Here is a 15,081-nt window from a genome sequence, read left to right on the forward strand (position 1 = left end):
TTTTCATCCAGTACCGTTAATTTATAGCGATTGTGCCACCTTGAATTTTTTGTGCTTTCTGTGCTTGGGACATGACATACTTTGCCTGTGTCGTCACGCTTCCATCTCGTGCACTGTAGCGTGTCTCCGCTTCCCCACTACGTAAAATAAGTTCCTGATCTGTATCCATCACTATTTTTGTCGCTTTTATGGCGAATTGGTCGGTACTATCCACAATTGAAAATACTATGTCTGTTACCACTGGCAAGCTGATATCTTGATTGAGAAACTCAACTCTGCACCTCAACTGATTATTGATCGCAAGTTCGAGCTCTGTTCGCCGAAATGCACGCCCTAATCGTGCTGAAATCGGTTGTAAGAACGAGTTCCCCTCAAAATCGACACGTACACTTTCACCCGACTCGTTAATCGACTTAATTGTTCCAAAACATGGAAAGCAAGCCGTAGGTTCGGCTTGCTGTTCGCTGATAATCTCACCAATTAGATATTGTTTTTCCATCATTAGTTAATCGCTACATTGCCACCTTTCACAACAACTTTATCGCTACCTTCAATCGTAATTGAAGTACCCGTTAGTCTAATTGAACCGTCGCTGTTCATAACTAACGAGGAACCACCAGTTTTCAACACAATTTTATCGCCACTGATGATCTGTGTTGCACTGTCAGCTTTATAAGAAGTATTCCCTTTTACCGACACCGTTAGGTTTCCACCTACTGTCTGATTATCGTCAGCACCAACATCTGAATTTTTCGACGCTCCTACCGTAAGGTTACTATTCTCACCTACATCTAAGTCGTCGTTTTTACCAATTTTCGTCGTTCTATTGTCACCGATATCGAGCGCTGAATTGTTTTTCACCGCGTGAGTTTCGTTGGCGTTATACGTCACTGAAACGTCTTGCTCTACCGTTTCGGTAAACGTGCTATTGACCTGAGTCGTTTTATGCCCGCCGATAGTTTCTTTATGGTCACCATGAATATCATTAGTTTGATGGCGTGCGACTTTCAAAAACTCATCTTGACCAATATCACGAGAGCGGTTGTTTAACACTTTCGTCGACATATCCTTTTGTGCGTGAATATGCACTTCTTCTTGGTTTGCTTCGTCCTCAAAACTCAACTCGTTGTAACCAGACCCCTTATGAGTTTGTGTACGAAACGTAGTGCGTGTTTTATTCTCTGGTAGTGAGTAAGGAGGATAGTGCAAGCCATTGTATACAGCACCTGTCACGAGAGGCCGGTCAGGGTCCCCCTCTAAAAATGTCACAACGACTTCGTGTCCTATACGAGGGAGGTAAACAGCCCCCCATGTGGGTGCCGCCATTGACTGGCTAACACGAATCCAGCAACTAGAGTGTTCGTCACTTTCACCATATCGATCCCAGTGAAATTGAACCTTAATGCGGCCAAGTTTATCGGTGTAAATTTCCTCGCCAGCTGGGCCTACAACGACTGCGGTTTGTGGACCATCAACAATCGGCGCTTCCAATTTTGGAGCACGATATTCAACACTACGCGGGATGCAAGAGAACTGATTATGGTAAGTGGTTGGTAGGCCGTTATTTTCATCTTCATGTACTTGCGGATCATGTCCACTATGCGTGACAGACAGCATGATGTAATCTTGGTTAATTGCAGAGCGAGGGTGTTCGCCAATACTAAAACTGTAGCCCGAAGCCAAACGCATGACATCACTACTCGCCTCAACCTGTTGATTGTCTACAATATGCTCCGACATCCACTCGTTAGTACGAACTTGGCCTATCATTGGGTCGACATAACGACCAGGAAAATCAAACAGTTTTAAATCTTGGTCTGAATCACCCGCACAAGCCATCTCCTGAGGAATCTTCGGCTGTTCGTAATTGTAATCTGTATAAGTAACATGGCCCGTTTTTACGCGATTGACCAACTCTAAGTCTGTTATGTGCTCACGATCAGCAGCACCTCCACCATCTGAATGGTAAACAACAGGCCCCAAATACGATGCATTCATTGGTGTACTGATCAAAGGCGCTATTGCGTCATTACTATCGATAATAACCATCGTATGATTTGAATCAGCATGCTCAAAGTAATACCACATGCCGTGTTCGGCCATCATACGTTGGACAAAATGCAAGTCAGATTCACGATATTGCAACACATACTCTTTTGGTGGGTAGTTCCCAGACAGTTCAAAACGATAGTCAGTGACTGAACCACCATCAAGTACTTCACCAATAATGTCTGACGCTGATTTTTGTTGAAATATTCGGCAATCTTGGCGTTGAGACAAAAACCATGCCTGAGGAACCAATACCAGTTGATACCTCGAAAACCGACGGCCAGAGCCTAAATATCGAACTTCATTCACTACGCCATTAAAACAACGTGCAGAAGAAATGCCTTGTCCGTAAAACGTCAATGTACCTGCTTTACGAATTAACGAGTCAAAAGTGATATCAGGATCAAGTGAAAGTAATGAGAGACTGATGTGGAAAGGCTTAGAAAGCTCATCATTAACTTGAAAGCTCTCAACTCGGAATTCATGCCCACACCCGGGCACTTCAAATTTAAACTCTACGTCATTCACCATATCTTTTACCTGATACTAATAATGGAACAAGGGCCAACAATTGTTGGCCCTGAATCTTTACACCAAAAGCAATTATGCTTCGCGTGGAGCACGCCAATCATCGTTACCAGCAGTACCACAGTTTTCGTGAGTTACTTCAATTGCACGGTAAGTCAACTTCAGAACTTCTTCTGTTACTCGATCTGCAGTTGCAGCATCTTGACAGTGATTCATGCGTGTTTGGATATCGACAAGTAGTGCGTCAATCAGCTTGATTGAGTAGTAGTGCTCTTGCTTACCTTGTACAGAAGTACGGTAGAAACGAATCACACACTCTGGAAGCTTTTCACCAGAAACTAGCGCATTGAATAATAGTGGTGAAGAACGGTCTTGAACTTTTGTTACTACTACCGGGCGGTGGACACGTTGGCCTGTTGGCTGACCGCTTTGTGGGTCACGAGGTACTGTAAGTACGTGATCAAGCTCTTGTACTAGGAACTCATCAACGTGAGCTTCTTGCCATGTATTTCCTACAGAATCTGCAGAGTACGTGTCTTTAGTAATGTGGCCTTGAGTTTCACCATTGATAGACATATATGCTGGAGTTGGCATCGATATTTCCTTTTTTAAAATTCTAGATTTGTTAATTCACCAAATCGCTTATCACCGCGACTGATTACACTAATACAATTCCCATGCCAACTTAAAAAGTAACTTAAGAACAATGACTTAAATAAAAAACCATTGTTCCACTTAATTTTTCACATACAACTTCTTGGCAGAAATAACGAAAAATTGCCTAACAAAAATAATAAATTGCTTTCACTCTGTAAAGACAAAATAACCAACAACAAAATCTAAAAATAAGTCATTCCAACTAACTATTTAGTTAATTTAACCAGCAATACAAACACTCCGATTTAAATAAAAAGTAATTAGTTATTAAAGAAACTATCGCCACCTAAAAAACACCTAATAAGTACTAGTTAAAATATCTTCGTGAAAAAACAAATATGCCAAGTTTAGTATAATCAGCGCCACTTAATACCCATAATGAATGATGTAACGATGATAAATATAAACCTTTCCTCATTAATTCAACGTCTGCACCCTATCGCTAAGGTTGCCTTAGAAGACGCAGCGGCACTCGCCGTATCAGAAAAAGCGAACGAAGTTCAAATTGAACATTATTTGTTAAGTCTCTTAGAAAGGCCTAACAGTGATTTTGACGTCCTATTAAGTCATTTTGATTGCTCAGAACACCTATTGAGACAATCTATTCGCTCAACATTAGATACTGAAGCTAAGGGCAATGGCAGTAAGCCTGTTTTTTCTGCACTATTAATCGAATGGTTACAAGAAAGTTGGCTAGTCTCATCATTAGACCTTTCAGAAACACAAATTCGTTCGGGCGCCCTTCTTCTTACTTTGGTAAGTAACCCTCTCCGTTACGGACAACATGGATATGCCTCCATTTTAGAAAGTGTTAACCCAGATAGCATTAAGCGCAATTTTACCGAGCTGACAAGCCCATCTTTAGAAGCTTTGGCTGCGACATCAGAAACCACCCAAGCACGTGAAGATGGTTCCGCACTGAGTCAATTTACGACAGATTTTACTGGTAAAGCCCGTAAAGGCGAAATCGACCCGGTATTCTGTCGTGATCAAGAGATCCGTCAGATCGTCGATATTCTTGCTCGTCGACGCAAAAACAACCCAATTGCGGTTGGCGAACCTGGTGTAGGTAAAACGGCGGTAGTTGAAGGTCTAGCGCTAAAAATCGTTCAAGGTGACGTACCAGATAACCTAAAAGGCGTAGAGCTTTACGGTCTAGATATGGGGCTACTTCAAGCAGGAGCCAGCGTAAAAGGCGAATTTGAGAAACGCCTAAATGCAGTATTAGATGAAGTAAAAAGCTCCCCAACACCAATCATCCTGTTCATAGACGAAGCTCATACACTTGTCGGAGGGGGGAACCAAGCTGGTGGCAGTGACGCGGCAAATTTACTTAAACCCGCATTAGCACGTGGTGAAGTGAAAACCATCGCAGCGACAACCTGGTCTGAATACAAAAAATACTTCGAAAAAGATCCTGCATTAGCTCGTCGCTTTCAATTAGTAAAACTGGACGAACCATCACCAGACGAAGCCGCTTTAATCATCCGTGGTCTTCGCCCTGCTTACGAACAATCACATAATGTTTATGTACGTGATGATGCCATCACCGCCGCGGCAGCATTATCAGCACGTTACATCTCAGGTCGCCAACTTCCCGACAAAGCGATTGATGTCCTTGATACCGCTTGTGCACGCGTAAACATAAGCTTAAATGCCATACCAGCATCAGTCGAGTCACTTCAGCAGGCTCTGGCCGCACAACAGCGCGAATTAGATGCACTCGAGCGTGACGCCCTGCAGCAAACTGGTGATAAGCACAGCCTAGCTACTATTCCAGATCTAAAACTCGTCATGGAGAGCACTCAACAACAACTTTCTGAGCAGGAAGCCCAGTGGCAAAAAGAGAAAGAACAGATAGAACAGATGATAGCCCTAAGATCTCGTCTACATAATTTGGTTTCTGCCACACCTGACACAAAAGAAGCGACAGTAGAACAACCACAAGCACAACACGTCGCCTCGCCATACGAAGAACTAGATGAAGAATCCGTTCGCATCGCCATCTCCGCATGCCAAGAGCAACTGGAAACGATTCGAGGTGGTAACCCGCTCGTTCACTTTGAAGTGGGACCAGACGAAGTCAGTCACGTTATTTCTGACTGGACCGGAATTCCGATGGGAAAAATGCTTCAAGACGAAGCTGAAACAACACTTAAACTAAAAGACAACCTCACGCAAAGTATCAAAGGTCAAGAGTTTGCAATCGAGTCGTTATCTGAAGGGCTTCAAACGGCCAAAGCAGGCCTAGGTAACCCAGATGCACCAACAGGTGTGTTCTTGCTCGTAGGCCCAAGTGGCGTGGGTAAAACGGAAACAGCACGCGCTATCGCAGACCAAATGTTTGGCGGAGAGCGTTTCATGACCACTATCAATATGTCGGAGTTCCAAGAAAAGCACACCGTATCTCGCTTGATTGGCTCTCCTCCCGGTTATGTGGGTTTTGGTGAAGGCGGCATGCTGACAGAAGCCGTACGTCAACGCCCCTACTCTGTCGTACTTCTTGACGAAGTTGAAAAAGCCGATCCTGAAGTGCTTAACTTATTCTACCAAGTCTTTGATAAGGGCACATTGAATGACGGAGAAGGTCGTACCATCGACTTTAAGAACACCCTAATAATCATGACCAGTAACCTTGCGACTCATGAAATTGAATCCTTAGTCCACCAATCTAAAGACATTGATGCTAACATAATTGCAGAAGCGATCCGTCCAACGCTAAACCAACATTTCAAACCAGCCTTATTAGCGCGCATGTCAGTACTGCCATTTGTGCCTTTATCTGATGAGGCCATGACTGAGATCATCCACCACAAACTAAACAAAGTATCACAACGTCTGCAGAGCCATCATAAACTGTCACTTAACTATCAAGAAAGCTTGGTTGAATTCGTACTGGGTAATTGTCGTCTTGCAGAAACTGGGGCACGTAACATTGACGCCGTGATCAATCGCCAATTGCTTCCTCAACTATCGACTCAATTACTGGTCCACGACAAGGATGAATCACATACGCAAATCGAAGTATCGGTCGATGAGCAAGGAACACTAACCTATGCGTTCAGCTAACCATAGCGAACTTAGCAACGCACTACTCGCGATCAGTCAGTCTTTGGCTGATCGCAGTCAGTTGACTCAAACCCTAGATGCGGTGTTAACCGCAGCTAGGCAAATGACGTTTGCTAAGCATGGCATTATTTATGTCTTAGACCAGACCGGACAAGCGCTTATTCCAAGTACCGCTCACCATAACGACAACGTCGTTATAGGCCATCCTTGGGAGCCGCTACAGATTGATTCAGCCAGTGAAACCGACCCATTTAACTTTGCCGTTCGCAATGGGGAAGTGGTGTTAATCAATGAGTTATACAAATACAACGGTTATGACTGTGAAGGCATTTATCAAACGGAACAAGCGCTCGGCCTAAAAAGTGCAAACCTACTTGCATGGCCACTTATCGACAACAGCAAAACCATCGGCTTGTTAGTGCTACTTGACCTAAGTGTTATCGATAATGAAACAGCTCTCACCGAGTTTTGCCGTATGGCCGCGAGCAACATCCGCCATGCTGTATGGTTAGAGCAATACGGGCAGGTGATAAAAAGCTTAAGTGCGGACAATCAAGCCCTTGTCCGTGAGAACGCTCAATTAAAAAAACGCACTCAAAAAACCTATCAAGGTCCCATTGCCGAGAGCGAAGAAATGCTCAGTGTATTGAGCCGACTAGATAAAGTTCTTTCTTTACCTGTTGACGTCTTACTCCGTGGTGAAACAGGGGCAGGTAAAGAGGTGATTGCCAAATACATTCATGAAAATTCGAACCGTTCAGAGCAACCGCTTATTGTGCAAAACTGCGCAGCGATCCCCGAGCAATTGCTAGAATCCGAGTTATTTGGACATAAAAAAGGGTCCTTCACTGGTGCTGACAAAGATAAAATCGGCCTGTTTGAAGCCGCCAATCATGGCACACTATTTCTAGATGAAATTGGCGATATGCCAATGTTGCTGCAAGCCAAACTGTTGCGTGTTTTACAAGAGCGAAAAGTACGCCCAGTTGGAGCTAGCAGAGAAATTGAAGTAAACGTTCGAGTCATTGCTGCCACACACTGTAATCTGATGCAACAAATTAAAGATGGGGGGTTCCGGGCGGATTTATTCTACCGTTTAAACGTCTTCCCTATTACCCTACCTCCACTCAGAGTACGACAGGCAGACATCATTCCACTGGCCGAACATTTTGTGCAGCACACAACCAACACCTTAGGTTTACCGCAAGCACCGGGCTTAAGTGCTAATGTACGAAAACAGCTGCTTGCTTACCCTTACCCAGGCAATGTCCGTGAGTTAAAAAACATCATTGAACGCTCTGTCCTCTTGTCAGATTTTGAGACCATCACTCACATCGAGTTTGGTGAACAAATCTCAAGCGAAGTACAACACATTGAGGTGATACAGGCAACATCAGTACCAATAAGCGCTGATTCTCTCTCTGAACCGCCGGACTCCGGCGATGTCGCACTCGGCTTAAAAGAAGTCGTAAGTCAGTACGAACGTACCGTGATCATTGACTGTTTAAACGACTGTAATTGGCATACAAAGCGCGCAGCGGAGCAACTTTCATTGCCACTGAGTACACTCAATCACAAGATAAAGAAATACGATATATCGGCTGCTGGGTGATTAGGTGTTGATTGTAGTCAGTACAGGGCTGTAGATAATAAGAATAAATAACCGCCCGAAGGCGGTTTTTTATTTGTTCAAAATAGATGCCTCAATAACGGTCGCTAAATATGGGTCTCGAATCCAAGTCATCAAACGCTCTTTGCGAGCAGCCGAATCCAGTTTTGCCCAGTTGATGTGCATATCTTTATCAACTTTATAGCTTGGATCTTCACCATCAGAAAAATAAGATAATTCATCTACATTTTTGTACTGCCTGCCCAACGACATCTCAAAGCTTCCAAGTTTGAACGGCGTTTTTTCCGCTGTATTGCGTTGTACTAGAGAGGACACCTTTAGAACTGCTTCTTGGAATCGACCAGATGTCGAAACAACGGGTCCAAATGGTCGAATCCCCTTGATTTCTTGCCCGTTCAGCGCTTTAAATGCGAACTCGAAACGAGACGCGTAGACGACCTTACCATCGAAATCTTCATCCATGTCTATGTTGGATAGAGCCTCAGAGACAAAATCTGCGTCTATATTTTTGTTAATCACATCGCTGTCATCTAGCGTCCATTTAGAACCGTCCTTCTTTAGTATCCCAATATAAGTAAGGTTACTTAGATACTCAGGACCAGCGGTAGTTTCAGAGCCGAATACGGCTTCATTATCAAAAGTGGTAGAGAGCTTTAGTGAAACTGGAACACTCTGCCATTCGAGATTTTGGCCCTGATACGACTCTTTTCTGTGCTTGCCACCAATGAGCATAACTTCCATAGCGAATGACTTATTCGAAGTCCAATCAAAGCCTTTGAGCTCATCTGCAGTAGTGAACATACTGTCCTCGTTCATAAACTGTCGTTTATTTCCGTAGTTGACCGCAATCGCACTGTGCTTAATGTCATCGATAACAGGCTTTGTCGGGCCTTTATGAACTTTACTATGTAAGACAAAATCTAGCGTTAACAAGTCTTTCTCTGACACACTATTTCCGTTCGCTATAAAGCCCGATTTAGCAGAGAGTGTGTAGTTATGGTTTGTATCGACCCCTACAGGAATCTGTCTAGGTGACGTAATAAATCGTCCGACTGTCTTGTCCACTCGTACTGGTAGCTTATAGTTGCTTCCAGATAGAGTGAACTCATAGGTCATATTTTTGAAGCCACCGCTGTTTACATATTCTTTGAGTACATCTTGTTGGGATTCAATTTTTATCACCTGCCCAAAAATCGGACCTAGAGCAACTTTAGATAAGTAGCCACTATAATCGACTAAATCATGCTTGGCGATCAAAGGCTTCACTCCTGAGAAGACATCATCACCAAAGTAAAAATACGGCTCAAACTCACAACCAATAAGGACTTTGCCGTCTACTTTTTCCGCCTCAAAAAATTCGGTCAACTCACCTTTGGGATCTACACTAAATTCCTCGTGTTTCATCGGTTTGAACATCAAGTTAAACTTAGGTCCACTGGTACTAAATAAACAATCAGTGCGCTGATAAGACATTTCACACTGAAACACATTTGACGTCATGTGTTTCAGACTTTGTTTGCCTAACACCATTTGCCACTTCAAACGGTGGAAAGGCGATAATCGCACCTTTTTATTTGCTTTTAATCGCGCCTTCTCCCACTCATCAAACGTGACCCATTTGGACTTTTCATGAGGCTCTGAGACTAATAACCGAACGAATCCTAGATCCTCTTCTGATAATTTTTTAGACTCAACATTAAACTGTGTCGCAAACTCCACCAAGCCTCGTTGTTGATCGCGATTATAGAGCTTGTCTTGCACTGGAAACGCGACATTAAACGCCCCAGATACATCTTTCCGTTTTGGAACAATATAGTTGGCTTTGTTGCGAGTAATGATTTGTTCCGCTATTTCTTCACCGTAACTTTCAACTAATTGCTTGTGTCCCTCACGACGCATAAGTTCTTGGAGCCACAAGTTACACAAGTTTTCTTTTAACTCTGTGTTTAATATCCAGCCGTCGGTTTCGATATATCGCTGAATGTATTCATCGATAGCTAATACTTGCCACTGCTCTGTGAACGCTTGTTCGCCCTCAGCACAAGCTCTTTGAATCAAAAGTACCAAACCATTAATCGCAAGTGCACGGCGTTGATAGCGCTTAATCAACTCCTTTGCACCCGTAGCTTTTCCTAAGTGCTCAACTAACGCCTCCGAAGACGTAAAATACATCTCGGTCAATTGAGTATTAATTTCAGCCAATGAATCAATAATTTCTGTGGTTTCATGGCTAAGTTGTTCAATTGCAGATATGCTTTTTCTAACCTCGTTGTAGGAAGACAAGTAATAATCAAAGAGCGCAGAGTCTAGCAACTGGGCGCCACTCATCAGCATTTTTCCGCCTTCTTTGACAACGAAAAAGCCTCTTGCGGCCTGCCCTATTATCGGAACATAGCAAGCCATACCAACGATCATCTCGAAGATAGCTAGCTTGAGTTCTTTTGCAATTGCTTCTTCTCCCAAGTTCGCATTTAACTGAGCTAAACGCGCTTGCTCCATAGCCTTAAAGCCGAGTCGACTTGGTGGAATTCTCGCCGCAAACTCTTGTAAGTAGATTCTGACTTCAACGCGTCGGTTAATATTAAGTTCCGCGTTTTCGCGTTTGATTTCGTTGTTTGGTACCTCGACTATTGGTCGACGTTCACCAAAAAATCGAATATCACTGACTGAAAAAAAGAACTCAGCAACATGCTGCGCTCGCTGTTGCGAAAGGTTTTGGTTATATTCTGAATCACCGTTTTGGCAGGCATGCCCTTCGATTTCAACAACGGCATTGGGAATCTTAGATAGTTCTCTATCGACAGCAGCCAAATAGGACAAGTGCGGTGCTTGAACCTGGTTGTTATCAAAGGGAAAAACCAAGCGTAAACCGGCACCTTTATGGTCTTTAACAAACATTGCACTGTCTTCAGCAACGTCATTAGGAATGCTGTCAGTAAAGGTTACATTGTCGCCTAACTTATCTATGATTTGCTTAAGTAATAATTCCCCACTTTTAAGACTTTCTTTCCAGACTGGTACCCAGTTCAGATAATCGCGTGATACTTGCTCAAAATAACTTTTCCTGAGTTTAGATTTCTGTTCTGCTAAGCGTAATTGCTCGCTTTTGTCAGTGATCTCTTTTATCTCATAGAAGGTGTTAATTGCATTGAGCCCGGCACCAGCAAAAGGCGACAAAAAGCTTTTGACACTGCCGTTACCTGTCAACCACGTTCTAGCAGCACTCCCCGCCACAACGTGGGCATTACCATTTCTCGCAGGTTCAATAACCTTGGTAAAGAACTTACTTTTATCAAACCCTTTCTCTTTGAGAAGCGTTTTTAAGCCCACTTGAGCTGCACGCTCAGATTCCGATGCTGCTTGGCGTAAATCTTGAAGAGTTTGGTAAGCTGCTGCAGTCGCCGATACCCCAAATGAAAACTCCAATGCCGAAATCATGGCTGGGGGTAAAGCGCCCTTGTCTACTTGCCCCCAAAACGTGTTTGCTAAACTTCCAATCACGTCGTGTTTACTTGACGGGTTTTGATGAATATTAATGCCAGCATTAACCAAACTTGGTGTCACTTTTGTGCCAACCTCCCACAGCGCAGCACTCATACTGGCAGTCGTTCCGCTATTCTCTAGGTTTTCAAGCTCCCCCATTCGGAAGGCTTGTAGAGCTTTAAACTGCGTAGGAAATTGGTATATCAAAGACTCTTCAAGTGAGATCATGTCGCCCGCAACAACCGCGATCTTACCAAACGGTGTCGTTTGGCTGAGCGTGATGTATTCTCGCAGCTCGTAGCTGACTTTAGTGGGGAAACCTAAGTTATTGTACTCCTTTGTTACATTAGTAGCATTCTGAGCAAATTCAGGAATTTCAGCTCCAAACTTTTGGTCGAAAACCACTTCAATGGTGTACATGCCATCAGTAAAAACCTCCGATGCAAATGGAAACAATGCTATTGGACGATGCGAACCACTGTTTCGGTCAAGTTGTGCTTGCGTTATGATGTTTTCATGTTGCAGATTGAAGTGCTGCCCACTCTCCTCATCAAAACGAGTGACCTTAACAATTGCATCAGCATACTCTTGTGTTGAAAATGCTACGGCGAGAAATGAAAAAGTTGGCACGATAAAACCACGAATGGGCTTATCTTCAGGAACAGAGTCATACCATTTGTTATATGTAACTTGCTCATCAGTTAGTGCTTGAGTGCCCGCTTCATATTTAGGCGCGAGTTGTGAACGCTTTACTTCTGTGACAGCGTATTCCACTTTTTTTTCTAGCGAGTTCAGTGTTTGCTTGCTCCCATTTCCCTTTAGATTTCCTAAGATAGAGGCAAGATCTGAGCACGCCTTTTTGATTGGCCGAGCATTACTCTGCGCACCAATCGCTAACTCTGTGAGCATTGACCATTCAGGAAAAGACAGCTTGTACGTCTTCTGTGCTAGTTCATGTACTGGCGAACGCAGTGCTAAAACCTGATTGATATTGGTTTTTTGGTTTTTCTGAGTTGAATCACCCAGCACATGTAAGCGACCTAAATCGTCTGTCGCCCAAAGGGCTGCGCTTTCCTCACCTAAATTTATTGCAATGGGAAGCCGTGACATAGGGCGGATATTTTTCAACTCTTGTAATGAGGTCAGGTCTTTTTCGGTATTGAGTGCTTTATATCGAGGGTTCTGTGCATCCCCAACATTAGGAAAATCGACACCAAACAAATAGACATCTGTTGGTAAATACTTAAAGTCATTACTCATCGTTAACTACCTCCAGAAAACGCCCGTCGTTGGCATCAGCATTATAAAGCACTGGAGTTTTAGCTATTCTACCAGATTGGACCACTTTCCAGCCTTGTACTCCTTCGCCATTCATCTTATAGCGGAAACCTGGTCCATAGCGGTTAATCATTATTAAAGCTGTACCACTTTGTGTTTCATTGCCGTTGTTACTGATATTGTCCACTTCCGCATAAACTTTCTTTTCATCTCCATCATTAGAAAACGCAAGCCAAGTTTTATCCTCAACGTTAATCAGCACCTTACGATACGAGTTTATTCCCCATACATACTTCCCATTGGGGCTGATCGCAATTTGACGGTAAATGCGCTTCTCAATATCGACGGAGTCTTCAAACTCTTTTTCAGGCAAAATAGTATATAAGCGTTTGAGTGTATTGGCGTCATAAACCCCAACCCCCAAGCCCGCGGCATTGATTAACTTTCCATCTACAATGACCGTATCTTCAGACAACGGTACATCTACTTCTTCTTTGACTCCTGTCGCGAGCGTGTATTTAAAGCGCTTAAAACCGTCTGAGAAATAGATGTAGCTAGAATCATCCGCCCAGACCAAATATGGCTTAGTACGCTCACTGCCCAGCTGAATGGTCTGTTGCGTTTTTAAGTCAAAGATGGCTTTTATCAGAGGCTTGCCGTAACTGTATGCATATGCCACATAACGATTATTGGGCGAGCGACTCATCATAAAATTCTGCGGTGATGCAGTGTTTGGCATATCATCCGTAACTAAACGTAAATCTGTCCCATCAATTTTCATGCTCCAGATTTTGTAGCCATTTTCGTAATCGTTTACGAGAGGGTCTCTAGCACTAACATTATTCCACCAAAATTGAACTCTGGGTTTGTCATAGGAGCTCGCATCAGATAAATCTTCACGAGGCCATTCTTTTGCTCGTCGAACGGCATATCCCGGTTTGACAGGAGCTGTGCCTGGATACTCTGGCTTGGACAGTTCTTCAGAGTAAACAATAAAGTTGTGCTCACTTTGCCATTGGCAGCGTGGTCCTGTCACCTCTTTACGTTCAAGTGAGGTTGCTTCAGCAACATTGTAGCAAGCCCTTTGAGCAGGTTCTTTTTCTACGGATTGTGTTGTTGCAGCATTCGAAGTTTGCTTACTTTCTTCACCACAGCCAGCTAATAACATCGCTGTCGAAAGAAGCATGATACTTAACGTTGTTCGTTTCATTTTATAATAGTTCCGTGAGTTCAATGTCTTGATAAATTACTGACATTAAGACCGTTTTATCTGAGTTATGAGATCGGCAATGACGGGTTAGATTGACCCTTTTAACTTCTGGTAACCAACCACTAAACACGACTTCTTTACAATACTGATCCACAAACTCAGCCTCGCGCAAAAAAATCTTTTGGCTCCATGTTTCATCAACACACGTCAGTTGGAAAAAATCATCCGGTTGATCACACTGGGGGTTACTTTTATAGGTAATTACGATGCCTTCACTTGGTGAATTAACAACAGCGGCAGCAACACCTTGCTCTTTTTGACTGACGACATTGTAATCTGATTTACTTGGCGCTTGAGTATCTAGATTCGGCAGCGAAATCACAGGTTCGGAGCTCTCATCAAAGTTGTGATCCGAAGAATAATCACTGAAGTTAACTTTAACCGTTTTTTCGTTGTTCCCGCTCTTTAATTCGTTGAGTTGCTGAGTATTGAGCTGAGCCCGAGAATAATAAAGGGCAACATCACTTTGTACGCTACCGTTTATTTTGTATGGAAGCCAAATATGGGGCAAAGGAACACCAAGTGGCTCTCTCTTTGTTTTACTCCCAGCCTTAAATGGGCTCAATTCGGTTTGAAGTAATTCTGTGTATGTTTCGCCTTCGTTAGGCCAATCAGCAACCACTACCTCGACTTCATCAGCAGTTAGACCAAAAACACGGGCGCAAGCGTATTCGTCCAACACACTCTCGTAGACTTTTTTACCGTCTTGGTACAACTGAAACGCTTCCCCTGACAGAAATGCTTCGGAGTCTTCATCATATAAGCTAATATCGACCGATCTTTGGGGCGAGGACTTAGTGCTTTGGTAGAGTGATAGATCGACATCAGAAAAACGTCCGTCGTTTTGAATTTGGATTTCTCGCCAAATTTCTGATTGCCAAGCGACATAAATGTAACCACGATCAATAGATATATACCCTGAATCACCCTTATGAACCGGRACCACCGGYACCAACACGTTATCCCACTCGTCCATCTGAGCTTCTTTGTTAACGGGTTGTAGGTCTTCGGCTAGCTTAAGTAAAATGGGCTGTGGCTGGTCAACGCAAGGGRTTTTGATATAAAGCGTTTTGCCTTCAGCTTCGAGATCTTTAAATGTRGCAAGGCTGCGGTGTTT

8 protein-coding genes are annotated in these 15,081 nt (G+C 43.4%); 2 read left to right on the forward strand and 6 right to left on the reverse strand.

Annotated features, from left to right (window positions below):
- Positions 1–16: 16 nt before the first annotated feature.
- From L4D74_RS24125 to L4D74_RS24135, 3 genes are all read right to left on the reverse strand, one after another.
- The gene (locus L4D74_RS24125; protein WP_428754940.1) at positions 17–502 is read right to left on the reverse strand and encodes a hypothetical protein; all 486 of its coding nucleotides are present in this window, start codon (positions 500–502) and stop codon (positions 17–19) included.
- On the reverse strand, positions 502–2,580 hold the full coding sequence (locus L4D74_RS24130) for a type VI secretion system Vgr family protein (protein WP_428754941.1): 2,079 nt from the start codon (positions 2,578–2,580) through the stop codon (positions 502–504). Before L4D74_RS24130 ends, L4D74_RS24125 begins: the two co-directional genes overlap by 1 nt.
- Before the next feature lie 72 nt (positions 2,581–2,652).
- Complete coding sequence (locus L4D74_RS24135; RefSeq protein WP_265677228.1) at positions 2,653–3,171, reverse strand: Hcp family type VI secretion system effector; 519 nt, start codon at positions 3,169–3,171, stop codon at positions 2,653–2,655.
- 456 nt (positions 3,172–3,627) lie between these two features.
- On the opposite strand from L4D74_RS24135, the gene tssH reads away from it, so the two are divergent.
- The gene (gene tssH / locus L4D74_RS24140) at positions 3,628–6,303 is read left to right on the forward strand and encodes a type VI secretion system ATPase TssH (RefSeq protein ID WP_428754942.1); all 2,676 of its coding nucleotides are present in this window, start codon (positions 3,628–3,630) and stop codon (positions 6,301–6,303) included.
- Positions 6,290–7,915: a sigma-54-dependent Fis family transcriptional regulator gene (locus tag L4D74_RS24145; RefSeq protein WP_428754943.1), complete on the forward strand. Its 1,626-nt coding sequence runs from the start codon at positions 6,290–6,292 to the stop codon at positions 7,913–7,915. Before tssH ends, L4D74_RS24145 begins: the two co-directional genes overlap by 14 nt.
- Before the next feature lie 69 nt (positions 7,916–7,984).
- Here the strand turns inward: L4D74_RS24145 and L4D74_RS24150 are convergent, their stop codons facing one another.
- From L4D74_RS24150 to L4D74_RS24160, 3 genes are all read right to left on the reverse strand, one after another.
- A complete protein-coding gene (locus L4D74_RS24150) occupies positions 7,985–12,676 on the reverse strand; it encodes an OmpA family protein (RefSeq protein ID WP_428754944.1) in 4,692 nt (1,563 codons plus the stop codon).
- Entirely contained in the window at positions 12,669–13,904 is a 1,236-nt protein-coding gene (locus L4D74_RS24155) for a TolB family protein (RefSeq protein WP_428754945.1), read from the reverse strand. The genes L4D74_RS24150 and L4D74_RS24155 overlap by 8 nt, the downstream gene beginning before the upstream one ends.
- 1 nt (position 13,905) lies before the next feature.
- The coding region (locus tag L4D74_RS24160) for a hypothetical protein (protein ID WP_428754946.1) at positions 13,906–15,081 on the reverse strand (1,176 nt) is incomplete at its 5' end.

This window comes from Vibrio cionasavignyae (assembly GCF_050337155.1).
In the GTDB taxonomy this organism is placed as follows: Bacteria; Pseudomonadota; Gammaproteobacteria; order Enterobacterales; family Vibrionaceae; genus Vibrio; species Vibrio nomapromontoriensis.

Bases quoted from the DNA above. Each gene is read 5' to 3' on its own strand.
- L4D74_RS24130 (WP_428754941.1), bottom strand. From the start codon at position 2,580: ATGGTGAATGACGTAGAGTTTAAATTTGAAGTGCCCGGGTGTGGGCAT.
- L4D74_RS24145 (WP_428754943.1), top strand. From the start codon at position 6,290: ATGCGTTCAGCTAACCATAGCGAACTTAGCAACGCACTACTCGCGATC.
- tssH (WP_428754942.1), top strand. From the start codon at position 3,628: ATGATAAATATAAACCTTTCCTCATTAATTCAACGTCTGCACCCTATC.
- L4D74_RS24150 (WP_428754944.1), bottom strand. From the start codon at position 12,676: ATGAGTAATGACTTTAAGTATTTACCAACAGATGTCTATTTGTTTGGT.
- L4D74_RS24155 (WP_428754945.1), bottom strand. From the start codon at position 13,904: ATGAAACGAACAACGTTAAGTATCATGCTTCTTTCGACAGCGATGTTA.
- L4D74_RS24125 (WP_428754940.1), bottom strand. From the start codon at position 502: ATGATGGAAAAACAATATCTAATTGGTGAGATTATCAGCGAACAGCAA.
- L4D74_RS24135 (WP_265677228.1), bottom strand. From the start codon at position 3,171: ATGCCAACTCCAGCATATATGTCTATCAATGGTGAAACTCAAGGCCAC.